Annotated in this window: 19 protein-coding genes and 1 tRNA gene; 11 read left to right on the top strand and 9 right to left on the bottom strand. The window is 45.0% G+C overall.

The genetic code is table 11. The features are described 5' to 3' along the window. Nucleotides 1-30 precede the first annotated feature (30 nt). A complete protein-coding gene (locus KFE98_07585; protein ID UTW63992.1) occupies nt 31-285 on the bottom strand; it encodes a Smr/MutS family protein in 255 nt (84 codons plus the stop codon). Between the two features lie 153 nt (nt 286-438). Here KFE98_07585 and KFE98_07580 point away from each other — a divergent pair. The 7 genes from KFE98_07580 to KFE98_07550 all read left to right on the top strand — a co-directional run bounded on the left by KFE98_07580 (nt 439) and on the right by KFE98_07550 (nt 5,710). Further along, nucleotides 439-512, top strand: a tRNA-Ile gene (locus KFE98_07580). 111 nt (nt 513-623) lie between these two features. Further along, nucleotides 624-965 carry a GIY-YIG nuclease family protein gene (locus KFE98_07575; protein UTW63991.1) on the top strand — a complete coding sequence of 114 codons (342 nt, stop codon included), beginning with the start codon at nt 624-626 and terminating at the stop codon, nt 963-965. A 127-nt stretch (nt 966-1,092) separates the two neighbouring features. Continuing rightward, complete coding sequence (locus KFE98_07570) at nt 1,093-2,523, top strand: aminotransferase class V-fold PLP-dependent enzyme (GenBank protein UTW63990.1); 1,431 nt, start codon at nt 1,093-1,095, stop codon at nt 2,521-2,523. A gap of 86 nt (nt 2,524-2,609) precedes the next feature. Next, nucleotides 2,610-3,131 (top strand): DUF1624 domain-containing protein, encoded by a 522-nt coding sequence (locus KFE98_07565; GenBank protein UTW63989.1) that lies wholly within the window; start codon nt 2,610-2,612, stop codon nt 3,129-3,131. A gap of 128 nt (nt 3,132-3,259) precedes the next feature. Then, nucleotides 3,260-3,745 carry a hypothetical protein gene (locus tag KFE98_07560; GenBank protein UTW63988.1) on the top strand — a complete coding sequence of 162 codons (486 nt, stop codon included), beginning with the start codon at nt 3,260-3,262 and terminating at the stop codon, nt 3,743-3,745. A gap of 53 nt (nt 3,746-3,798) precedes the next feature. Then, a complete protein-coding gene (locus KFE98_07555; GenBank protein UTW63987.1) occupies nt 3,799-4,029 on the top strand; it encodes a hypothetical protein in 231 nt (76 codons plus the stop codon). A gap of 163 nt (nt 4,030-4,192) precedes the next feature. Then, a complete protein-coding gene (locus tag KFE98_07550) occupies nt 4,193-5,710 on the top strand; it encodes a T9SS type A sorting domain-containing protein (protein ID UTW63986.1) in 1,518 nt (505 codons plus the stop codon). A gap of 57 nt (nt 5,711-5,767) precedes the next feature. Here the strand turns inward: KFE98_07550 and KFE98_07545 are convergent, their stop codons facing one another. The 3 genes from KFE98_07545 to KFE98_07535 all read right to left on the bottom strand — a co-directional run bounded on the left by KFE98_07545 (nt 5,768) and on the right by KFE98_07535 (nt 7,862). Further along, complete coding sequence (locus KFE98_07545) at nt 5,768-6,610, bottom strand: hypothetical protein (GenBank protein UTW63985.1); 843 nt, start codon at nt 6,608-6,610, stop codon at nt 5,768-5,770. A gap of 88 nt (nt 6,611-6,698) precedes the next feature. After that, nucleotides 6,699-7,316, bottom strand: coding sequence for a hypothetical protein (locus KFE98_07540; GenBank protein ID UTW63984.1), 618 nt, complete (start codon nt 7,314-7,316; stop codon nt 6,699-6,701). A gap of 3 nt (nt 7,317-7,319) precedes the next feature. Further along, on the bottom strand, nt 7,320-7,862 hold the full coding sequence (locus KFE98_07535) for a sigma-70 family RNA polymerase sigma factor (protein ID UTW63983.1): 543 nt from the start codon (nt 7,860-7,862) through the stop codon (nt 7,320-7,322). Between the two features lie 130 nt (nt 7,863-7,992). Between KFE98_07535 and KFE98_07530 the strand changes: the two genes are divergently transcribed. After that, nucleotides 7,993-9,345, top strand: a complete 1,353-nt coding sequence (locus KFE98_07530) for a hypothetical protein (GenBank protein ID UTW63982.1) — start codon at nt 7,993-7,995, stop codon at nt 9,343-9,345. 42 nt (nt 9,346-9,387) lie between these two features. On the opposite strand, the gene KFE98_07525 is transcribed toward KFE98_07530, so the two are convergent. After that, nucleotides 9,388-12,312 carry a histidine kinase gene (locus KFE98_07525; GenBank protein UTW63981.1) on the bottom strand — a complete coding sequence of 975 codons (2,925 nt, stop codon included), beginning with the start codon at nt 12,310-12,312 and terminating at the stop codon, nt 9,388-9,390. A 7-nt stretch (nt 12,313-12,319) separates the two neighbouring features. After that, nucleotides 12,320-13,201 carry an ABC transporter substrate-binding protein gene (locus tag KFE98_07520; GenBank protein UTW63980.1) on the bottom strand — a complete coding sequence of 294 codons (882 nt, stop codon included), beginning with the start codon at nt 13,199-13,201 and terminating at the stop codon, nt 12,320-12,322. Nucleotides 13,202-13,381: 180 nt separating this feature from the next. On the opposite strand from KFE98_07520, the gene KFE98_07515 reads away from it, so the two are divergent. Continuing rightward, the gene (locus tag KFE98_07515; protein ID UTW63979.1) at nt 13,382-16,627 is read left to right on the top strand and encodes a T9SS type A sorting domain-containing protein; all 3,246 of its coding nucleotides are present in this window, start codon (nt 13,382-13,384) and stop codon (nt 16,625-16,627) included. A 122-nt stretch (nt 16,628-16,749) separates the two neighbouring features. Beyond that, nucleotides 16,750-17,346: an outer membrane beta-barrel protein gene (locus tag KFE98_07510; protein ID UTW63978.1), complete on the top strand. Its 597-nt coding sequence runs from the start codon at nt 16,750-16,752 to the stop codon at nt 17,344-17,346. Nucleotides 17,347-17,493: 147 nt separating this feature from the next. Here the strand turns inward: KFE98_07510 and KFE98_07505 are convergent, their stop codons facing one another. From KFE98_07505 to KFE98_07495, 3 genes are read right to left on the bottom strand one after another with little or no spacing between them, the layout of a single operon-like run. Then, nucleotides 17,494-18,807, bottom strand: a complete 1,314-nt coding sequence (locus KFE98_07505) for a carboxypeptidase-like regulatory domain-containing protein (protein UTW63977.1) — start codon at nt 18,805-18,807, stop codon at nt 17,494-17,496. Between the two features lie 17 nt (nt 18,808-18,824). Continuing rightward, nucleotides 18,825-19,400, bottom strand: a complete 576-nt coding sequence (locus KFE98_07500; GenBank protein UTW63976.1) for an aminodeoxychorismate/anthranilate synthase component II — start codon at nt 19,398-19,400, stop codon at nt 18,825-18,827. Further along, complete coding sequence (locus tag KFE98_07495; GenBank protein UTW63975.1) at nt 19,397-20,617, bottom strand: 3-phosphoshikimate 1-carboxyvinyltransferase; 1,221 nt, start codon at nt 20,615-20,617, stop codon at nt 19,397-19,399. The genes KFE98_07500 and KFE98_07495 overlap by 4 nt, the downstream gene beginning before the upstream one ends. A 105-nt stretch (nt 20,618-20,722) precedes the next feature. On the opposite strand from KFE98_07495, the gene KFE98_07490 reads away from it, so the two are divergent. Beyond that, the gene (locus KFE98_07490) at nt 20,723-25,144 is read left to right on the top strand and encodes a hypothetical protein (protein UTW63974.1); all 4,422 of its coding nucleotides are present in this window, start codon (nt 20,723-20,725) and stop codon (nt 25,142-25,144) included.

Raw genomic sequence — 25,144 nt, 5'->3', positions numbered from 1 at the left:
TGGATGTGCGGGATTTTTTTTGCTCTTAGCTCAATGCTTAAACCGCACGAAGAGCCGACCGAAATTTTTGGAATCCTTATCAATCCGGTGGTACTTGGCTTTGATTTCTTTCCGCTGCAGAAAGCGTAGAACCGTTTTCTTCAATTGCCCTGAACCTTTCCCAGGAATAATTTCCACCAACGGAATACGTCGCTCAACGGCCTCTTCGATTACCTCATTTAAGGCTTCTTCAATCTTAGTGCCTTTGTTGTAAATATCATGAAGGTCGAGTTTTAGCTTTGCCATGTTGCTTCTGGATTTGTATTCAAAGATAGTCGGCTGCGAATATCAATTGCAGCCCCTGTAGTGAAGAATTGTTATGCCGTCAATTTCTTGATCGTTCGTTACGGAGAAAAAGCTAAATTTGCTGCCCTTCAATCAGCACCCACGGGTGACTGAGGGCCCTTAGCTCAGTTGGTTAGAGCACCTGACTCATAATCAGGTGGTCCGCGGTTCGAGCCCGCGAGGGCCCACAAATCAGGTTTGAGTTCCGATTTTCATCGGAAGAGATGCGAAGCTGAACTCAAACCTGATTCTTCAACCTTGTTCTTTTAAATCAACCTTAACAACCAAAAACCAACCTGATGCCTTTTTGCTATATCATTTATAGTCCTTCTATTGATAGATTCTATACGGGAATGACCTCCACCAACCCGATCGACCGATTGGATAAACATAACTCAAATTTTTACGGATGCAACTCATACACCAGTATCGCTAGTGACTGGAAGATTTTTCTAACTCTTCCTGCTCAATCCATATCACATGCCCGAAGAATAGAACAACATATTAAACGAATGAAGAGTAGAGTGTACATAAGAAATTTAGCAAAGTTCCCAGAGATGAGGTTTGGAAATTGGGAGAAGAAAAAGGGCGGTTTTAGTAAAACGACAGCCACTAACAACGACTATTCGAAATACGGGTAAAGTGAGAGTTGGAGCTATTTGATTTTGATAAAACGTGATTGTGACGGTCCTTATCCAAAACCGCAAGAATCGGGTTTTATTACATTCTGAGAATTGAGCATTTTGTCAAAACATTAAAAGAATCAATATGCCATTTGATTTTGACCCTAATCAAAGGAAGGAAATACTCGATACCGTCTTTGAAAAGCTCGAGAGCTATTATAGCTCAACAAAGGAATTTAAAACCAGTCCTGATTTGAATATTAAAGAAATCAGAGCATCTATACTTACCAAAGAACTAGCTAAAGGCATTAACCCAGATAAAGCAATCGAGCATGTAATAAAAGGGCTTGAATCCTTTTCGGTTCACACACCACACCCTAAGTATTTTGGACTGTTTAATCCACGTTCTAATTACGCCGGTATTATCGCTGACCTCATCACAGCTACCTATAATCCTCAATTGGCGGCTTGGAGCCATGCCCCTTTTGCCGTTGAAGTAGAGGAACTAATGATAAAGGAGTTTGCCAATAAATTTGGTTACCATAGATATGCAGATGGTGTTTTTACGACGGGGGGAGCTGAAGCGAACCTTACTGCCATGCTTTGTGCTTTGAACCATAAATACCCAAACTTTGCTAAAGAAGGAATCTTTGGGTTGGACAGAAAACCTGTTGTGTTTTGTTCTGAAGAAGCCCACCATTCCATTCAAAAAGCGGCAAAAGTTGTAGGGCTGGGATATAATCTTGTAAAATCCATTCCAACTACAGACGAATTAAAACTGGACGTGGATATTCTACGGCAAGAACTAAAACAACTTGACACATCTCACTATTCACCATTGATGATCATTGGAACAGCAGGAACTACAGGGACTGGTACAGTTGACGAGCTGAATCAGTTAAGTTCCATTTGCCGTGAGAATTATATTTGGTTCCATGTGGATGCCGCGTATGGAGGTGGAGCCATTTTAAGTCAGGATCTGAAGCACCAATTATCTGGTATTGAAAAGTCTGATTCAATCACTTTTGATGCTCATAAATGGATGTCTGTCCCCATGGGGACAAGCATCTTTTTAACTACAAGAAATGATATCCTCGGGAAGACATTCAGGATTACAACTGAATACATGCCCAAAGAAGCCGACAAGCTTACCGTTACCGAACCATTTGCGCATTCCATTCAATGGTCAAGAAGGTTCATTGGGTTAAGGGTTTACCTCTCTCTTCTTTTTTACGGTTGGCAAGGGTATGAACAAACCATCGATCATCAGGCAGCAATAGGGAGATACCTAAAGAGTCAACTAATAAAGAATGGTTGGGACATTAAAAACAATACCGATTTGCCAGTTGTCTGTTTTACAAAAGGTGAATTTGAAACTGATCCCATTTTTACAAAAACGATTCTGGATAATATCCTATCTAATGGTAAATCGTGGTTATCCATTTATCCGATAAAAGGTGCTCCGACCTTTAGAGCCTGTATAACAAACTACAACACCACCGAAACGGAAATAGATGAATTGATTGATGAACTAAACCAGGAAGTTACATCTTATGCAAGGCATAAAACAAAGTAAATTATCTTTATTCTGGGAACTTTTGCCTCGTCTAAATGAGATGAAATACATTCGTTATTACTTGAGTTAAATCAAAAAATACTACTATGGAAATCCTAAAAGCATCTACCGAATGGGTCAAAGCTGAGTTATTTTCAACTCCCTTTTTTGTTCTTTTTGGTGTCGCCTTCCTTTTAGCCAGTCTGGGCTTTTGGCAATTGGGAAAAACCGAAATGGCAAGGGCCTATATTATTCCCACTTTGGTAGCAGGTGTATTATTAACGGTCATTGGACTTGGCTTGTATTTTACCAATGTATCACGGATGTCCAAGTTTGAGGAAGCCTACAACAGCCATGCGGAAACCTTTGTTGAAGCAGAGCTGGTAAGGGCTCAAAGCACACTCAAGGAGTATCAAAACATTGTTTTCACAGGTATTCCATTAATTATTGCAGCCTGTGCTTTGGTGATCTTTTTCGTCAATACTCCTATCTGGCGTGCAAGTATGATCACGGCCATTGCTATGTTAGTCGTTATTCTGTTAATCGACGGTACTGCTCATGCACGTATGGCGGCTTATCATCAGGAATTAACGAAAGAGCAGGAAAAGGTTGATCCAGCGTCGGAATAATTGCATTCGTTCGCTATCCTTTCCACCCCTCCTCCCCTATAGATTGATCGAATCTTGCCTAAGCTCGATTAGCATGTTCTCATCAATTACCTGCACCCGCATCGCCCAGAGTTGATACTTTTATCGCTATGAACAAATCAGCAATTGTGGAAGAGCTCAAGGAAGTGCTATCCATTACCCTATTCTTCTTTTTCTGTTTCCTCGTTTTTTTGGTGATGAAAAAGGCCTTTTTAGCCCAATATGAAATTCACTATTCCGGGTTTATCAATGTGATTGTATCCTCGCTGGTATTGGGCAAGGTGGTCGTTTTGCTAGACAAACTGGCGGTAACCAAAAGGTATGACGTCAAAAACCGAAGCCGGATCCTTTTTCGCAGTTTGATTTATTTGGTCGGCTATGTGTTGTTTACTTTTTTAGAACATGGTATAAAGGCGCTCTTCACGGGTGAATTGGCGGGAGAAGCCTTGAAACACAACTTTCATAACCTAAGCTCGATCCAAGGCTTGGCGACACTCTTAATCCTTTTCATCACCTTTCTCATTTTCAACAGTTTTTGGATCTTGAGAATGCATGTGGGACCTAAAAAACTGTTTAACCTTTACTTCAAGGAATAGGCCTGGCCAAACTACTTGATAAACTGTATTTTTAGGGAAAATAATGCCTTCCCATGACCCTCCTGGCCTGGTCTCTTCTTTATCTTTCCTTGGTTCCCCTGCTCCTCTATTTGGTGGATGGGTATTATCAGAACGACCTCAAAAAAGGGTTATACCACATTCTGGCCTTCATCGGCTTGGGAATTTTGGCTTTAACCGCAATCTCGTGGTTTCCCGTCTACTCCATTTTGGGCATTCCGATTTTGCTGGCTTTAGCCATTTTTATTCGGCACATAACCCGGTAATGCTCACCTCGCATCTTCCTTTTTAGCACTTCACAAAAAATTTGACGGTTTCCACAAAGGATTCATCGCAACCCGCAAAACAACCCAAAACACTGGTATTCAGTTGCTTTAATTTAGAATTGGATAAATAAACCAAGTCCTAATAAATTCAACAACTATCACTATGAAAAAATCATTACTCGCCGTCGGGTTTTCTCTATTGGTTGGCACCTCAGGGTTCAGCCAGGGAACGCCACACATCAAAATGACACAGAGCGCTGTGGAAATCATTGAAGCCCTGGATCGAATGGTCAACACGGGAACCCAGCCAAATGGAACCACCATTGTTAACAATCAAGGAAGCATCAACGCTACGGTAGAAGTGGGCCGTTCTCAAGGTAGCGGAAAAGATTTCACCAGTCAGGTGGCCTATGCAGACATGTACACCGTTGATCACCGAGATTGGAGATTGGCCAACCAAGGATCGTTTGGAGCTCCATGCGATGGTCTTATTTCCAGCTTATCCAACTTTACCTTAGCTGTGGGTCGTTGGAAAAAAACCTCAGCTTCATCCACCTATGCAGAGCCGAGCTACTGCCGTTTGATTTGGAGCTACGACCCTCACCACCCCACTAACCAAACCTGCTGTGGAGGATATTTGGATGCCTTCAACTACTATTTTGGCGGCGGCGGTATGACTGCTCCCTTGGCACCAGTTGGTCACCACAATTCCCCTTTGAGAAATGCCTCCTGCTCCTATAAGCCTTACAATCATTCCTACAACCTATGGCTTTATGACATGAACGGAAACAATGTTCCCTGGACCGAGATCCAAGATATTATTAGTTATGGTATGGTAGCCCAACCTTCCGACTTGCCAACGAGCTGTGTAAACTGCGGTAACGGAAGCAATCGAATGACGCTTCAAGGCAATTATGGAGTAAAGAACTACGCCGATGGAATTTTGCTCACCGTACAGAAATATGACGGTACCATCCTCGATGTATCCATATTGAATAGTCCTTATGGCGACTTCGATTGGAAAATTATTTTGCCCCCATGTGGAGGTACTGTAGACTGTAACTACCTCTCCACTTTGCACGAGCATTCTAATGCAGGAATTGTACACTTTGTAGCTCCACATGATGGATGGAATGGTTATGACATTTCTTACTACAACTGGGAAGTAAACGGTGTAAGCTACCGAACAACCAACAACGTGCTGAGCGTTAGCTGTCATTCTCATGCTGGAGGGATGGCGACTGGAACCGTTGAATTCGAAATTGATATGGGCAGTTGTTACCTACCATCCGACTCCCTTACCGAGGAAGTATACATTCCTCACCCGCACTGTACCCCTCCTCCTCCTCCCGTGGCTCCACCATCAACCAACAATGGAGGATCCCCAAACCAAGGAGCACCCGCAGCACCGGGAACCACCAGCATTTCTGATCAGACTTTTGAGGGAGAAGAATTCCAGGTGTACCCCAATCCGGCACATGGACAATTTACCATTGAATCTCCAGATGGCATGGAATACTCCTACCACCTTATTGACCAAAACGGTCGAGTTATTCAATCATCCATCGACGTAAATGAACGGTTGCATGAAGTGTCAACGGAGAACTTAAGAACTGGTGTTTATACCGTAAGAATCCAATCAAACGGACGTTCCGCAATTAGAAAGGTGGTTGTGGAATAGTTGATTAGCATCAAACCATCCAACAGAAAAGAGCGCATCCTTCGGGGTGCGTTTTTTTTATCTCATTTCGATATCGTAGCTGCGATTACCTATTTCCACCGTGGCCTGGTTATTACACCCTTCTGAGCGGCTTCCAAAGTCCACTTTTCGCAAGGTCAAATCATCTGGCTGAATTTCAAGTGTACCTTCTTTAATCCAGCGGCATCCTACCTGATAAATCAGTGCTTTGGTAATGATGGCAGAGTAATTTTTTCCGTTTCTGTTGGTTCCTGTGGCCTGCCCGTTTATGGAATAAACATCATCCGTTACGCCAGCCCATCCGTGGGACCACCAGGTGGTGTTTTCACCTGCAATCCATTCTCTCGAGCGAGCTGAATGCCATACAATTTCATTCCCATCGGAAGTGATCACTTTTCCATCAACCTCAATTGCGAAATGCAGGTTACCTGAAGAATTTCGGCCTGCATTTTTTACTTTCTTATTGGCTATAACCTGATGGTCATTGACATAGTAATTGGTCGTGGTCGCGGTAATTTGCGTTCCTTCATCCCGATAGCGTCCGGTATACTCCACTTGAACAATACCCCGTCTTCTAATGCCGTCATTGCCCGTGCAATTCGATGACCCGAAGTCGATAGTCAGTGTTTTTGGAAAGGTACTATCCGGTAATGCGGGAGATAAAGTAATGGTGGCACAGGATAAAGATCCCGAAGAGCGGACCCCTGCTTCCTCTGATGAAGCTTGGTCGATAACCTTGTAGAGATCATCGGACATGGCCTGCGAAAGCGAGTAATCTTCAGAGGTGTCCGTGGATCTATTTTGTTTGGCTTTTTCGCAAGAGCTGAAAAACAAGGATGCCGACAAAACGGTTAAGGATACGATAAGGGCTGAACGCTTCATACTTTCCAAATTTGAGGGATTAAAATTATCCAATTCACGCTAAAGGAGCCCTATTCGTATGTTAAGCCTGGGAATTATCGACGATCGATCAAGGAAGGCGTTCAATGGTGTATACCGAATCTACAGTAACTCCTTCGGAAGCATTAATCTCATCAATGGCATCCTGAGCCGACCCGGTAACTTCCACGGTGTCACCATCGGGAGTAATCATGAGCGTACGTCGATGAACGATGGTTACCTCCTGAGTATCGTACTTCACTTGAGGCTCTGGCTGTTGGAAAGGAGCGGGCTCAATCACTTCCACAGTATCCTGAATTACTTCTTGTTCGATCAAAGGAGGTAATCCTTCAGGGAACAGGTATTGAGAACCGGCCCAATAACCACCTACCGCAAGCACAAGGCCTATCGCCATAATGGTGAAAATACCGTTACCAATTCCGCCACCACCACCGGGCTTCAGCTTCGGCTTGTAGGAGTTCATATCTCCTTTGGCGATCACTTTGGCTCCTACAGCGGCAATGTTTGCTTTAAATGCTTGACGAGCATGCTCTTTAATTCCCTTATGCAGTTGCTGATAGGCTTGGAATTCAGCGGCAAACTCGGGATCAGATTGCACACGCTGCTCCAAGGCGGCCCGCTCTTCGGAGCTGCACTCACCTAGTAGGTAAGCCTCTATTTGCGCTATGTCCTGATCGTTGAGTTCCATCGTTTACAAAGTCCCGGCAGCCAGGCTACGGAGACGTTTCATGCATTTGTATTTCTGAGCCTTTACCGTTTCGGGATTGGCGTATTTCAGTTCTTTTGCTAATTCTTTGACGCTCTTCTTAAAGTAATAGAAGCGAATGAGTAAAGTCTTACAAGGATCGCCCAACTTTTCGAGGCAGGCATCTAACTTTTGTTGTAGGCCTTCCACCTCTTCTTCTTCATCGTCGGTTTGCTCTTCCTCCAGATAGCGTTCATAGTCCTTAAAATTCAACTCCGACTTTCGCTTTCTTAATTCCTTCAACCAAAGGTTGCGAGCAATGGAATAAATAAAGGTCTTAATGGTTGCCGTCAGGTGTAATTTTTCGTCCCTTGCCTTTTCGTAAAGCACGACCATTACCTCCTGAAAGAGATCCTGAGCCGCCGCATCGTCTCCGCTATTTTGAGTTACCAGGTATTGAACCATTGTGTAGTATTCGCGATACAAGTAGGCAAACACACGGGAATCTCCCTGAATTAGCTTGGCCCGTATTTTATCTTCCTTGCTCACGGTTTTAGGTTCATACCAAAAGGATCGAAAAGGTAAACTGAGAAAAATTTTTTTTGATTGCCGGTTTACCTTTTGGCCTGGATGGGTATAAAGCTGCAAAATACACCATAACCACATAAAAATGACTACCATGAAAAAAGTTTTGTTAGCAGCTTTCATTCTTCTGGCCCAGGTTTCCCTGTTGGCCTCGATTCCCGAATTTGAACAACCGACCTATCGACCAGTACTTGAGTCTGGTGAGCAACTCTACCTTCCCATGGAATTTGGGAAATCCTCTTTTTCGATTACCGAAGAACTCAGAGCTCTGGACGCATCCAGCATTCTCAAAATTGAAATCGTATGTACCGATTACCCCAAAGGCATCAACCTAAAATCTTTGAATGGAAGACGGCTGAAAGCACTCGAAACAGCTAAGCCTGAATTGGATCTATCTCAGGTATTTACCCGGGTGATTCGGCAAATGAACTGTCCTTCGGAACAAGAGGCCAGGGATCTGTTTCACGGCTTGGTGATTACCTACAGACCAACTCCCACCCCGGAAACCCGAAAGGAGGAATGGAAAAAATTAGAATCCTTGCTCAGCGGAAAAGTTCCAGAAGCGATTATTCCAACACCGAGTCCTTCTACATCCGAACTATCCATGATAGAAGATGTCCCATCCGATGATACATCAGCGGTAGTGGCACCGATGTACACGGAATTCATGGAAGACCTTTTAAAAACCCTTCCCAAAGATGCTATTGTAGATACTGTTTCCGGAGGAATTCGGGTAGTTATTGGGAGCTCAACAACCGTTTACCACACCTCAACTTTTGCCGAACTACCCGTTCCCATCGTTCGTCGGGATTATCAAATTGATTCTACCATTTTTAAGATTATGGGCCGTCACCCGGAGTGGAAGGACATGTTAATTACAGCGGATCTGACTGGAAGCATGTACCCTTACGTAGCTCAGATTTTAACCTGGTTGCAACTCAATAGCAACGACGACCGGGTAAAATCCTTTGTCTTCTTCAATGATGGGAATTGGACGCCTGATCGCGAAAAAGTAATTGGAAGCACCGGTGGGATTTATCAAGGCAATTTTTCGAGCTATCCAGATGTAAAAGCTTTGGCACAGGAAACCATGCGAAACGGAGGCGGTGGAGACGGTCCTGAAAACAACATCGAAGCCTTGATCGAAGGTATGAAGGGACAAGAGTATTACCAGGAAGTGGTTCTCATTGCGGATAGCTGGGCACCTGTTAAAGACATTCGTTTGTTGAATCAAATCAAAAGTCCGGTGCGCGTAGTGATCTGTGGAGGCTGGGGTAGTGTTCATCCCGATTACTTGAAAATTGCCCGGGAAACCGGTGGTTCGATTCATACCATGGAAGAAGACCTAAAAAATCTGATTGAACTAAATGACGGAGAAACTATCGAGCTGGGCGGGTTTACTTACAAACTGGAAAAGGGCAGCTTTTACCGCGTCACCCAATCTTAAACTAATCGTCATTCAACCCTTCTTCACCGAGAACGGGAATAATCAAGGTGACTCGCGTGCCTTCTGCACCCGTATCGCTGAGGTCGCTAAAATTGATTTGGTAATTCTTTCTCCCCAGTTCTGACAGGGCATGAAGGCGAGCCTCAATAATGCGGGTACCTTTTGATTGATAGGCTTTCTTTTTCTCTCGTTTTCGTTCGGTTGATTTCTTGATTCCGATACCGTTGTCCTCGATGGTGACCTCAAACATGTCTTCACCAATTCGACGTACACGCACCCAAATAAGTCCCTTGCGTTGAGCAGGCAAAATGCCGTGAATAACTGCGTTTTCCACCAAGGTTTGAAACAACATAGTAGGCACCTGGCACTTTCCGCTATCCACCCCGGTTCAATTTCAATTTTGACCTCAATGGCCTGATTAAACCGGAGGTTTTCCAACGTGACGTATTCTTCCAGAATGCTTAATTCGTCCTTGAGAGGATTGTACAACCGCTCTGAAACATTCAACATTTTTCGCATCAACCTGGAAAATCGAGTGAGGTAGAATTCAGCTTCATCGTTTCGATTATCCAAAATGAGGTTTTGAATACTGCCCAAGGAATTGAATATGAAATGAGGATTCATTTGCGCATTGAGTGCTTTCTGCTTCAATTCATTGAGCGACAGCAGCATCTCATTGTTTTTCTTCTCTTGATTCAAACGCATTTTGACAAAACCCGCCACCAGTAGAATGAGTACCACCGAAGCGCCAATCCGAAACCACCAGGTTTCCCAGAAAACGGGATAAATCCGAAACTGAAAAGTAGCCGGTTGTTCACTTCTCAAGCCATATCGATTGATAGCGTAAACCTCAAAAGTGTACTCACCAGCAGGCAAACCCAGCAAGGTTGCTTTGGGCAGAGAGGAAGTCAAGAATCGATCATCAGCTCCCAACAGTCGGTATTGGTATTCGGTTTTGCCCTTGGAAGCAAAAGAGGGGCTGCTGTAGGCAATCTCCAGGTTGTTTTGTTTGTAGGTAAGATTCAGTGCTTTGTCCAGCAATGCCGGCTCACCATTAATTTTTACCGACTTCAAGTAAATAGGTGGCGTACTTCTACGCTGTTTACTATTGAGCGAAATAGAACATAACCCTTTCTTAGTAGCCACTAACATTTGGTTGTTTACTCGCTTGGCGCGCAGCACCTCACCACTTGGTAGGCCATTGTATCGAGAATATTGTCTCAAGCTAATCAGACTATCCTTCGCTGCACTCAACTGAACTTGTTGGATTCCGGCGCCCGTTGACAACCAAATGGATTCCCCATCCAACAAAATGTGATTGATAAAATCCGAGATTACCGCGCTATTTTCCGTATTGAATATTTCATATTGCCCTTGGTCGTATACGACTAATCCTCCGCCAGCAGTGGCCATAACTAAGCCCTGTGAGGTGGTTTTTAAATCTCTAATGGTAAAGGATGGGCCAATGGTAGAGGTGGGAAAAATCTGGTTGTCTTTAACGGTACGAATGCCATAGATTCCACCTATGAATAAGGTGTCCATGTATTCCGCAACAGCAGTAACTCTTCCCATTTCGCCCAATGTATTTCGCACATCGATCCATTCGCGATCGTCAATAGAATATTCGAAATACCCGGCTTGGTTGTAGGTGTAGAGATTTTCTCCAACGTTAGAAAAGCCAGTAAGGCCTACTTGATAGTGAAAATCTGCCCTTGGCTTCCAAGAAGATATGGTTGGATTTCCAGCAATATGAAGGACGCCCTTGAATTGTATTATATCTGAAATTCGTTCTGATATCTTTTCTTGTTCAATTAAGGAAAAGCTCTCCTTATCCAGCTGAAGAAGTAGGCCCGAATGAGTGCTTACAAAAACCCGATCTCCAAATACTTCGATAGAACTTACAACATCATTTGAAAATGGGCCTAAATCGAGTTTTCTAACCGCCGGTTGTGGGAGATAAAACACCCCTTTTTTTACCGAATTAATCCAAACTCCACCATCTCGATCTTTCAAAAAATGAACCGCGCCCGGAATCGGTAAATTAATCTCCTCCACCTTTACGGTCCCTGCGGTCAAAGAAAACTGAACCCGAATGGGGTTCGTGCTTTCCTGCCCTTCCCAAAAGGTAGAGTCATTTTCCAGAAATAAAGTTCCTACGAAAAAACCTTTTAATGGCTTTCTAAAGATGACTTCTCCATCCTCAATAACAATCAGATTATCCAGGATGTGCAGAATGGTCTGTCCCTTTTTATTGATGATCCCACTAACTCGCATTTGATCATAAGCCACTTGCCCAAACTCAGGAAGATCAAACCTTAAAGGCTCAGGATGCTCCAGAAAAACAGTCTCTCGAATAGTTGTATCGTCCCGAGCTATATCCTCAAGCTGCATGACTCCCACGTCATAGGTGAAGGAGTCCTTCAGAAACATAGTGATGTTATCGTGATCAAGGCTAAACTGACTTATTTCACCGGTTTGCAAATCCAGTTGAGAAATAGTCCAAGGGTCTTCTGAGCTTCTCAAATAAAGGTCTAATATGCCATCGTGAAACCGAGCATTAATTAATCCAATTCCACCTGCAAACACCTGCTCTACTTTATCATTATGGGGCCAGGCATGTAAAGAGTCATTCTCAATGTAGTAGATCATTTGGTCGTAGGTCATAAACCATATTCGCCCTTGACCATCTTCAAATAATCGAAAAGTAAAGTTGTTTTTAAGTCCGTCTTTGGATGAAAAAACCTTGAAGTCTTGCCCGTCGTAACGTGCTATGCCTTGGTCTGTGGCGATCCAGATATAGCCTTTTTGATCCTGAATGATGTAGTGGCACTCCAGGCTGGGAAGACCGTCTTCCGAAGAAAAATGCTCGTATTGATATTCCTGAGCCTTCCCGGTCAACACGGACAGGACAAGCCCCAAAAAGGTCAAAAAGAGATTGAGGTGGTTTAAGAAATGGGTTCGCTCCAAATTCGAATTATTGACAAATCAAATCCTGTTCATCTATGGGGTGAGTTAACTCCTCAACAGGAACAGGTTGTTCAATAATACGAAGATCGCAAAGGGTATTCAATACTTTTTCCAGGGAATCGAGCTTCAAGTCCGGGGCTCCGGTCCATTCTACCTCGTTGAACCATTCTCGGGCATCGCCCAATTTAAGGTTGTAGCGCCAAGCCAAAATTTCGGGAACCCGAGAGTCGTTTTTCACTTCCCGGCAAGTTTCATTGACCAGCCGAAGGATTTGACGAACCTGATCGGCGTTGTTTTCCAACACCTCCTCCCGAACGGCAACTACGAAACATGGCCAGGGAGTTTTGCATTCTCCCAAATATCTAAGCTCTCCGTTATCCACAAAGGGGCGGGTAGTAAACTTCTCCCATAAGAAGGCCAGGTCTCCATTGGTAGAGAGTGCTTCCCGGGCTCCGGTCAAATCCTTTACCAATTCAAAATCGTCTTCCTGAATCTGCCAACCATACTGAGATGCGTGCACAAAAGACATGAGGTGCGAACCCGACTTAAATCGACTGATGGCATACTTCTTCCCTTTCAACTCATCAAGATGCTGAATGGATGATTGAGCTCCCACATGAATGCCCCATCGCAATGGAGAATTGACGTAGAATTGAACAATTTTAGACGAATTGCCCTTGATAATATCTGTGGTGATACCCTCGGTAAGGAGGATAGCGATATCCAGCTTTCCTTCACGTAACGCCGAACACATGGCTCCAGTTCCACCCGGATAATCTGACCATTTAACGGTTAATCCAGCGGGTTTGAATTTTCCACGTTCGATCGCCACTTGCCAGGGGTAATTAAAATGTTCCGGTACCCCTCCTACCTGAAATGTGGATTTCATAACGGTTTAATTTCAACAAAATTAATGCATAAATCAATTCATCTTTCTTTTTAAAATCATGAGGAAAAGTGACTTTAGCTTTTTCTAATTCAGGGTCGGCAAATCGAAAAGGGGAGTTCCTAAAACCAGTCTTTCTGAAGTTCTATTGGCGGCTATATTGCATGCCCCTAAGACGCTACGATGAAAATTACTCTGCTTACTGCAACCTTGGCACTTTTGATGTCAACCGTTTCCCTGGCCCAGACTTACCAGGACATGATGAACGATTACCGATACAACTTTTATGAAGTGGTAGATTCCGCTGAAAAGTACTTTGACGAACAGGGTCAAGTATCGGGATGGAAAACCTATCAACGCTGGAAATATCGCCAGGAAGGTCACTTCTTTCCTTCAGGTGATCGTTCTAAAATATCTCCTCACTTCGTTTCCAAAGGCTACCATAAGTTCCAATCGGAGTTTCCGGCTTCTGCCAGTAGATCTTCGCAAAACAATACCTGGAAAGATTTAGGCCCTTATGATGCCAATAACATTTCCTTGCATTACGCCGCTGGTATTGGACGCGTGGAGTGCTTTTATGTAGACCCTAAAAATGACCAGAGAATTTACATTGGATCAAGAAGTGGTGGCTTTTGGCGCACCACAGACGGAGGAACAAACTGGCAGAACACGACGGATACACTGCCTGCAAGTGGGGTGGACGTTATTTGTGTATCACCCACCAACCCAGACTCGGTTTGGATCAATGTTAGAAATGCGGATAACGGATATTCTCATGGAGTTTACCTTTCCGCCGACGGTGGTATGACCTGGAACACGACCTGGTTTAATCCATCCAACAGCTTTGGTGGATTTCAGGAATCAGATCGAGTGAGCACCATCGTTTTTAGCCCACATAGCGCTAACCTCATGTTTGTAGCAACTTCCGGCGGCTTGTACCGCTCAACGGATAGAATGCAAACACGTACGCAGATCACCACACGCTTTGTTAACCGATTGGCTTTTCACCCTACGGATGATCAAATTGTCTACGCTTATGGAGGTTTAGGCTTCAATTTAAGTAGCTACAACCGGGTTTACCGCTCTTTGGATGGCGGGCAAAACTTTAATCGCTCTACTACCCTCCTGAACAAAGGACAACGGGACGTAGCCCTTGTTACCCGCCCCCAGTGCCCCGATTGCGTTTGGTTTGCCTCCCATAGCGGAATGTGGAAATCGGAAGATGCCGGAGTTAGCTATACGTTTATTGGTAAACCTTCTTACTATGAAGGTGGAGGCGGTTTCGCCGTATCAGACGTAGATACTTCAAAGATAATTTATGGTTTCGAAGACCTGTTTAGAAGCAGCGATGGTGGACGAACGCTTACTCAAGCTACCTATTGGAATACAGGAAGTCCGGGCAGTAATCGACAAACCAATTACATCCATGCCGATGCCCGCGTTGCGGATTGCATCAATGGCGTTTTTTACGTGGGATCGGATGGCTATTTGGCCAAAAGTGCCGACAATGGAAAAACCTGGACACGGATCAGTGACGGTACGGGAATTCGTGAAAACTACCGCGCCGGAGTAAGCCAATCGCAGGCCGATTATACCGTTTGCGGATCACAGGACAACGGAACCAGCGTTCGTACCGACACCGGATGGGTCGAATGGTACGGCGGCGATGGAATGGAATGTTTCGTTCATCCGCTTAATGCCGACTGGGTAATGGGAAGTGTACAAAATGGTCGTCGCTACTGGGCCAAAGATGGAGGCTGGTCCTACGAGAATGGGTACCACCCGGGAACCATGGATTGGGTCGCTCCACTGCTTTTTGACCCCAACGATCCATTTACGGTATATTCCATCGGATACGATGTTTACAAAACCACTGAATTTGGAACCAATTGGCAAATCATTAGCAAATCTGCCGTGGGAACTCCAAAACTGGCCGCCATAGCCAGCAACAACACGCAAATTCTCGCCTTTGTTAGAAATGATGAATTAGCGATTTCTATGGACGGCGGAAAAACCATGACCGACGTTTCCAACAACGTTCCCACCTTTTACTCCATTTCCGCCATCACCTTCCACCCCGATCGCGACAGCACCCTGTTTATCGCCTATGATCGACATGACGATAACAACCGCCGTGTATATATGTCTACCGACCTGGGGCAAACCTGGCAAAACATCAGCTACAACTTGTCGCCTATTCCTGTTTCGTCATTGATCATCGATCATTCACCGGAAAACTACATCTATGCTGGTGGCGAAATTGGTGTTTACTACAAGGCCATGAAAGACACCGTGTGGCAATTGCTTGGCGAAGGATTGCCCAGCGTAACGGTAAGAGACCTGGAAATTCAATACGGAAGCAACACCCTAAGAGCCGCAACCTGGGGAAGAGGATTGTGGGAAGCCTCCCTGGTAAACCGCGTGGATTACCCCAAAATTTTAACCGTTATTCCTACCGAAAAGCCAACCGATCTTCAACCTGTTGAAGGCCTGCCTATGGATGTGGAAAGTATGATTTCTTATTCCGGCAACCTCAGTAAGGTTTACCTAAAATGGTCGAAAGACAGCACTCAACTGGATAAAACCATAAGCTTCACTTTGCAGCAAGATAGCACCTGGAAAAGTGATCAGGCCATTCCTGGATATCCTGAAGGTACTCGGATCTTTTTTAAGGTTTATGCCATTGGCGACCACAATGACACTACCGAAACTTACCGATATACCTATGCTTTCCGTGAATGTACTTCTAAACCGACGGTTAGCGCCCAGGTAAACAAAACTCAAATTTGCGAAGGCGAGTCCGTGATTTTCACCGGATCTGGAGCCCTTTCCTACACCTGGGATTCGGGCGTACAGGATGGCGTTCCCTTCTTCCCTACAGAAACCCAAACCTATACGGTAACAGGTCGCGATGTAAATCAATGTGTAGGTTCGGACCAGGTAACCGTTCAGGTGAAGAAAATCGATGTAAGCCTAACCGAACAATCCGGAACGATGGAAGTAGCGGAAGCCTCTGCCCAATATCAATGGTTGAACTGCGATCAACAATGGGCGCCCATTTCCGGCGCAACAAGCAAACAGTATACTCCAACTCAAGGAGGAAGCTATGCTGTGGAAGTAACTGCTGGAAATTGCGTAGACACCTCAGCTTGTAAAACATCTTTCCTGTCGATTGAAGATCAATCTGATGCCGGTGACCTGATCATTTACCCGAACCCGGGAGACGGCCTTTACACCTTAGTGTTTAGCGCACCCAAATCAGAGATTAGTTTGACCCTGTTAGACGTTTCTGGCAAAGTTGTTGCGGAGCACAAAACCGGTGGAGTTGATCGATTGGAGTGGAATGTTCAGCATCTGGCAAATGGAACTTACACCCTTAAGGTCCTGTCTGACGGTGAGTTAAAAACCCTTCGTTTGATTAAGGAATAAGCTCCGTTTTTCCCGGTAAAAAAGACGGGCAATCCGGAAAATTTCGTACCCTTCATCCAAGGCAATTGCTGTAAGTTTGCCTTGATTTCGCGCGGATATTTAAGTACCTAAAAATGACAGGAATGAAAACTTATGGTCTATTAATTCTTATCCTTTTTGGTGGTCTATCCGCACAGGCTCAGCTCTCAGATGCCTTGGATGAAACCCAAAAAGCCCAGCGAAGCAAAGGACACAACAAAGGAGAAATTTATTTGATGCCCTCCGTTGGGCTGGGAGATGAAATGGTGGGATCTACCTTGGTTCCTCCCCTTATTATGAATGCCGAATTTGGCTTTCACGACATGCTTAGCGTGGGTGGTTTTGTAGGCTACGGAATGTCTCAATCGCAAAAATATGTAGGCGTCAATGCCAACTATTTCTGGAGATACAGCTACTACTATTTCGGAGCTCGCACTTCTTTTCACTGGGGCCGTTACTTGCCTGTGCCAGATGAGGTGGATCTTTATGGACGCTTTTCATTGGGCTGGCGAATTCGTACCGAAAAGCTGCATGAAACAACCTCTTTTCCAGGTATCGTGGAAACCTCTGCTGACTTTGGTCTTCTTGCTGGACTTCACGCTGGAGCCAAGTATAAACTCAACTCCAATTTTGGCGTTTTCCTCGAAGTGGGATACGAACGTATGAGTGCTGTACAATTGGGAGCTGCCATCCAGTTTTAAGCAAACCTCGAAAACATCGTATTTGCATTTGATCGCAAAAAAGGGCGAGATAACCGTTTCTTAACCCTCACTTTGCTATGCATGCATAGTTTTGGGTGTGCGAAGATCGGAGACGATCATAGGGTGTTGAATAACCCTCATAAATTTTTATTGTTTTTGACCCTCCTCCAGGTTTTTAGGAGGTTGAATCCTGCTATACTCCGTCCAATTTACTTGGGCGGAGTCTTTTTTTAGCTGCTTCCGTATCGGTTTCGTTTTCAAGGCTATTTCCTCAGCAGGAAAGGTTTCAGCACCACCCAAATCACGATCTACAACTACTAAAATCTGCTCCCCGGTAAATCGACTATGGTGATCATCGTCGAAGTAGTATTTCTTGGTGAGCTCTGCGTCCATGGTAAACTTGATGTACTCGAGGTACCACTTTCCATTGATTTCCCGGTTCCGAATAAAGGCACCAAACAGCGGTGGGGAAACTTTTAGCCGCATGGCCCACATCACGGGCTTGGCATATCCGGGAATCAGGTATTTCTTCCCTTTTTCGCTCAAGTGAAATTCCAGGGCAACAATGGCCAAGGACTCTTCTTCCAGGTAAATGGTACCCGCAAAGAGCGGGTCTCGTACTTTGTCTTTTTGATCAAACTCGATGCACATCACCCGTTTATCATCCAGCTTAGAAATGTGGCTAAACTTGTAGTCGTACAGCTTAAAATCATTGGTGTCTAAAAACATTTGACGTTTTCTCACCAGATTAGAATCCAAAATCCAATAGGGGTTGATAAACTCCGGAGTAAAGCCCTTTACGTCAGACTTCACCACCTCGTTTCCCTTCTTCTTTTGCTTTTTGTAATACTTCTTTTTCTGCTTCTCAGCAAAACCTTGCATAAATTCAATCTCACTGAGATCGTCGTATTCCTTACCCGCCTTTATTCGGATTTGAGTCGTATCACTCGGAGTTCCTGAATAGGGCAGGTTGTACACATCCAATAAAGCCTCCGTATATTGATTGTAATGCTCGTTTTCTTTTAAAATTTCGCGGTAATACAGCGTTGAATTGTAAGCTGTATCTGGGAAGTTTTCTGCCATTTTGATAATGGCCTTTTTTACGTAGTCTTCGGGCTCCAAGGGAAGTACAATCGCCTCCTTCAGCTGCACCGGAGAGGGTGTAAGGTAAACCATTAAGGGCTGAGGTGTTGAGGCAGTTAAGGGAATCTCCAAAGGTTCAAAACCCATTAGCGAGAATTGAAGTGTATCCTTCTTATCCCCCTGGGTCATTTTGAGGTAAAAGTGGCCATGCTCATTGGTAAGGGTTCCTTTTAGCGTGTTTTTTACATACACGTTGCTGTAGGGAATGGCTTGCCCGGAAAGGCTATCGAGCACTTGTCCGTAGAGGGTAAAAGTCGAATCGGATTGGGCAATTAGTGAATTTAACCCCAGCAGCACCAGGGCAAAAATTCCAATCATTTGCCTAACCGTTCCCATTATGATGTCCCTTCAATCCAATTTTTTATCATCTGCAAGCCATGCGGCGTCAACACCGACTCGGGATGAAATTGCACGGCCCAAATAGGGAGCTCCCGATGCCTGAAAGACATAACCACCCCCGACTCCGATCTACCAGTAACGATCAAATCATCTGGAATCGTATGTGATGCCAACGCCCAAGAATGATAATGACCTACCCAGCAAGGTGATGGAATGGATTTGTACAAAGGATCCTCGTGGTCCAATATTTCCATCGGCAAGCTTTCACCGTGAATGACTTGGTCTAAATTTTCTAATTGTGCTCCAAAAAACATACCTAAAGCTTGAAGGCCTAAACACACGCCAAAAATGGGCATGCTTTGGTGGGCTTTTTCAATCACCTCCATCAGCATTCCAGATTCCTCAGGTAATCCGGGCCCAGGAGAAATCACTAAGCGATCAAAATCAGCCAGTTGATCCAGGTTTAATTCATCGTTGCGTATAACCGTAACCGATACGCCCTGATTTTGTTCAAGGTAGTCCACCAAGTTGTAGGTGAAAGAATCGTAGTTATCCAGCAGAAGTATCTTCATGAAATAAGCTTGAATCCAATTTGTTGTAAGTGCCTCCAGTAATCGGGATAGGATTTATGAACCACCTCGGGGTTTTCTATTTCCACCTCTCCAAAAGTTAAGGCCAATGGGGCCAGACTCATGGCCATGCGGTGGTCGTTGTAGGTCTTAAAATGGGGAGTGTGATCAGTTACCGGCCCCGGATATAACTTCCAACCCTGACCTTCCTCTCGCAAACGAGCTCCAATTTTCGCCAGTTCAATTTGCATGGCTGAAATCCGATTGGTCTCTTTTAAAGGCAAGGTTTGCAGGCCTCTAAAAAAACCTTCCTGATACAACCCACATAGCGTGGCCATTAGAGTTTGGGCTTGGTCTGGAATGAGGGAAAAGTCCCAATCGAATACTTGCGCAGTTTCGTTGCCTTTGGAGAAAATGTGCACTCCTTTCTCATTTTCAGTAACGATAACCCCAAAACGCTGAAATAAGGGAACCATTTTCGTGTCTCCTTGCAGGGAATCCAGCGACAAATCCGGGAACTGAATTTTGCTACCAGGCCATAAAGCCACCATTTCAAATCCGTAACCAGCCGAGCTCCAATCACGCTCCACGGTCAAAGTTTGAGCTTTAAATGCTCCCGGTTCCACTCGAATGATGGATCCCTTCCACTCTACCTGAATTCCGGTTTTACGCAACAGATTCAGGGTCATTTCCAGGTAAGATCGGGAAGCTGGCTCGCCCTCCAAGTGCAGGGTAAGGCCTTGGCTAAGCGTTGGCGCAATGAGTAATAGGGCCGTAATAAATTGACTACTGACGTCAGCCTGAATACTGACAGTGGGTCGAATTTCGTTTGCTTTTTGGGGATTTATCCGAATTGGCAGGCATCCCTCTTTTCCCAAATAGTCCAATGAAAACCCCAATTGGCGGAGAGCATTTACCAAAGGACCCATAGGCCGTTTTTGCAAAGCCTCCGTTCCTGCCAGAGTCACTTCGCGGTTCCAAGTACAGGCTGCCGCCAATACAAATCGAGCAACCGTTCCTGCATCTCCGCAGTGAATATGATCACTTGCATTTTGGAGGGCTTCCTGCATCTTTTGCGTATCGTCAGAATCGGGTAGCTGTGCCACTTTTACCCGTCCTCCGCTCAAGGACTGAATCACCAGGGCTCGGTTCATCAGACTCTTGGAAACCGGAAGTTGAATTTCAGCTTCAAAAGGGGATATGGGAGCTACTATTTTCACGCTTGGATTCGATTCTTCGGACAGCAAATATTATTAAGAATTAGCTATGCAATAAAACCAAAAGACAACTATTCCCCGTTTTAGTGTATACTTTACATTCGTATAGTGGCGCGTATCCCCAAGTTTCCCAAGCTCAAAAAACGATACTGGATCATTCTTACAGGAGCCATATTAATCCTGTGTGCCGCATTAATCCTACCCTTACAGCGGGTTTTCCACCACTACACCGACCAATTGGTTCGGGAGATTTTAACCGACATGGTGGATGAGCAAACGCAAGGAAAATACCACTTGAGGTATAAAAAATTACGCTTCAACATTTTTACCCAGACCCTCCGTCTCTACGATTTCCACTACTATCCCAAGGATACAACCTCCCTGGTAGACTTTGATACTTCACTGGTAAAAAACCAATTTCACTATGGTATTTCGGTGGAAGAATTGGAACTCAAGCTGGATCGCGAATGGGAAATCTTCCTCAACAATCAGCTTGATATCAAGTCAGCTACGATTAAGCAGCCGACGATTAAGGTGCTCAACAAGCGGGTGAAAAAAACGGAGATCAAAATCGCCAAGATGTCTGGGGATCTCTATCGGGTGGTCACGCAGTACCTCAATGTATTTAAGCTACGGGATGTGGCGGTAGAGGATGCAAAAATGGCCTACTACCTGCAGACCAAAGATTTTCACAAAGTCTTTCGGTTCAATTCGTTTTCCTTCCGAATTCGGGATTTTGAAGTTTCGGAGAATATCATGGATGAGGACGAAAAGCTCATGTTTACTGAAGATTTTGAGCTCAACTCCAAGGGACAAACCTTCCTTCTTCCCGATTCAATTCACCAAATGTCGTTTTCCCGTTTTTTCCTGTCCACCACGGATAGAAAACTGGAATTCTACAATTTCAAAATTGAGCCCGTTGTCGACTCACTTCCCGATTCCATTCGGCAGATCAACTTGTATGTTCCCGAGTTTAAGCTGGATAAAATTGACTTTGTACAAGCCTATCTGGAAAATGTGGTAGAAGTAAATGAGCTTCTGATCAACCGGCCAGCGCTCAAAATTCAATTGACCCAAACTCCAAAGGACACCACCGCCCAGGACTCTCTTACCGAAAAAACGGCGAGAATGGTGGTTAATACACTGCTGAAGAATACTCTGGAGGAGTTGGTCATCCATCGCTTGAAACTTGAAGACGGTACAGTGGCCCTGGATCATAAAGCCAAAGGACAGGAAAAGAACTACCTGTTTAAGGGAATTGACCTTCAGGTTACCGAGCTTATGCTGGATAGTCAGCTGTTTAATGCTCCCGATTTGTCCAAAATTCAACGAAACATCCGAGTGGGTATTGATGAGTTTCACTACGAGATTCCTCAGGAAAACTACCACGTAAAAACCGGAAGCTTAAACTATTCAAGCATCACCAAGGTACTGAGCTGTAATGCCTTTGAAATTAAACCCGGTAACAACCAAAACCGAAAGTTGATGGCTCGTCGGGTTACACCCGTTCTACTCGATAGCCTCTTTATCGGGAATCTTCAGGTGGACAACCTCAATATTCGAGACATTGGCCGCAAGGACAAAATCCAGCTGAACCGAATCAAGCTAGACCAACCCTGGGTACGGATGGCCATAGACACCAGCTTCTTTAATCTGCCCGATAGCGTTCGTAAAAAGCGACGACCTTCCACCGAATTTTTGCCCATTGACACGTTGCTCTGCCGCATGCTACAGGTAGATCGGGGAAAGTTGGAGGTACGCAATGCCCGAGTGCCGAGCGAGAAATTTGGTGAATTGAACAAGTTGAATTTATGGCTTGAAGATTTGTCGCTCAACGACTTCCTTTCCAATCAGGTAAAACCGGAATATTGGTTGCAGAAAACGAGCCTGGATGCAGGGAAAGCCGAACTTACCATTCCAGGAGTTATCGAAGGACTCTCCTGGGGCCAGGTAGGGTATGACAAAAACAAAGAGCAGTTTTATACCTATGGTCTTCAATACGCTGTTGAGGACAAATACCGTTCGCTGAATTTGAACTTTCCTGAGGTACAAATTAAAGTGGAAAATCCGGCAGGACTCCTTCGGGATTCAACCAAAAAATTCGGCTCCATTCGGTTGGTAGAACCGCGTTTAGAAATTCGGGATTCCATCCGACAAAAGAAATCCGGATCCCTTGAATTACCCTTTTTGGCCCTCTCCACCGATAGCCTGGAAGTGATTGATGGCTACTACAAACGGACCTATCGAAACCGGGTGGAACAGTTCATAAAGGGCGTGGACATTGAGTCGGGAGTAACTCAGTTTGCCAAAGAAGATGGAAAGCCACTCGACTGGTCCATTCACAACCTCGGCATTTCCTTTGATCAGTCGAATATCTTGATCGACAACCGACGGCATCGCTTGCGAACAGGAAGATGTACTTACTCCAAACAGGATTCTCTTTTTTACCTCGATAACATCCGTATTAATCCCTTGCGGGGAATTCGGGGAGACTCCTCCCATCCTTTGGTGAAAGCCCGAATCGGTTATGCCAACTTCGAAACGCTATTTGCCGGAACCAATACCGCTCTGGATACCATTCAATCCGGGGAAATCCATTTTTGCGAAGCCGATTTAGAAGTCGATCTGTTTACCGGAGGGAAAGCTCAGGGGGGTAAAAACCTGTTTGAACTGCACCAATGGCTGGAGGATGTAACCGGGATTGAACGCCTGAGTTATGATGCCCTAAGTCTTGAAAATGCCAATTTGAAGGCCCGTATTCACAGCCAAAAAGATCCCAAGAAAAACTGGTTGCTCACCATTGACCAATACGACATTACCTCCCAGGGATTTGAGGTGAATCGAAACATCAATCACAGCGACAAAAACCTGTTTTATGCCAAGGATTTTACCATGCGGGCCTATGGAATCCAACAAGTTTTTCCGGATAGCACCGATTACTTGAATTTGGATGAACTCTTCTACTCCACAGAAAACCATTACCTCAAATTGAGCAACACCCGCTTTGGGTACCTGGTGAAGGATGGAAAATCGGGTGAACGAAGATTTTATGTAGAAACTACAGTGCCCGGGCTTGAAATGGAAGGTCTCCGACTCTATGAGGCTCGAAAAAATGGTCGCCTAAAATTGGATCGTCTGCATTTGACCAACCCCATATTGGATATTACCCAATTTCACCGTAATTCGGAAACCGTTAGCCGGGAGTTGGACGTGGATCGCGGTTTCGAACAAGACTCCCTGGCCGTGGATAAGCTATTGCTGCAAGAGCTGAAACTGGAAAAAGGATTCATCACCTGGCACTTCGACGACACCACCCGGGATGCCATTCGAATCAACCACTTGCATGTAGATGGAAACGACCTGGCCCTGGACCCCAGTGGCGAGTCAAAATTGCCGCAATTCGATGCCTTGAAAATCAGCTTCGGTGACTTCCGCCATGATGTACTTAAGGACTACTTCAACCTTCACCTGGACAGCTTTAACCTAAACACCCGAAGTGAGGAATTGCTACTCGAAGGAATCCGTTTAGATCCGAACTACGGAATTTTTGAATTTGGGCAGGTAGCCGGATGGGAAAAGAGTCGATTGGAAATGTACCTCAACCGGGTTAAGGTAAGCGGACTGCAAACCAAAAAGCTCTTGTATGATCAAGAATTCAGGGCCGAACTCGTTTCAGCAGACAGCCTTTGGATTCGAAACTTTAAGGACAAGCGCCTCGGTATGATCGAGCGAAATATGGCGCTTCCTGTACCCGGATTACAGCGACTTCCTTTAACCGTTCAGGTAGACTCTGCCGAACTTAAAGGAGGGGTTGTTACCCACATGCAGCTAAGTAAGAATGGCGTGAAACCTGGTAAAATCATCTTGACCGATTTGAAAGGAACGGTATCCAACATCACCAATGACCCTAAGCTCATCGAAAAAAATGGAACCATGCAAGCCGTGGCCTCGACTAAACTCATGGGAGAAGGGCTGATTGAAGCCGTCATTCGATTTGACCTCAGCGATTCCATGGGCACCTATACTACCGACGCCACCATTGGAGCCTTTGATGCCACTTCGCTCAATCCGTTTACGGAGCACACGGCATTTATCCGCATCAAATCGGGTCAGGTGAATGAATCTGAAGCTTCTTTCCGGTCCAACGATGAATACAGTATTGGCAACATGCGGCTGTTGTATGAAAACCTACATGTGGAATTCCTTAACCGCAAAAATCCGGAACACAAAGGGATGGGATTGGCCATGAAATCCTTCCTTGCCAATCAGATTGTAAACACCAAAAACCCGCACCTCTTCATCACTAAAAAAGGGGACATTTACTACGTTCGAGATACCACCCGGGTCATTTTTGACTACCTCACCAAAAGTGCCATGAGTGGCGTGGTTAGTAGTGTGGGAGTGCGTAGTAACCGCAAGTACATCCGCAAGGTTAAAAAGGAACAGTTACGCCGCGAAAGAGCCATTCGCCGACGAGAGGATGAAGAAGAGGAGGAATCTGGAGAGGCTTCACCCACTACTCCTGAATAG

The sequence above is a fragment of the bacterium SCSIO 12741 genome, from assembly GCA_024398055.1.
GTDB lineage: Bacteria > Bacteroidota > Bacteroidia > Flavobacteriales_G > Salibacteraceae > SCSIO-12741.
Note: the sequence above shows the minus strand (reverse complement) of the source record. Positions and strands in the feature narration are given on the sequence as shown.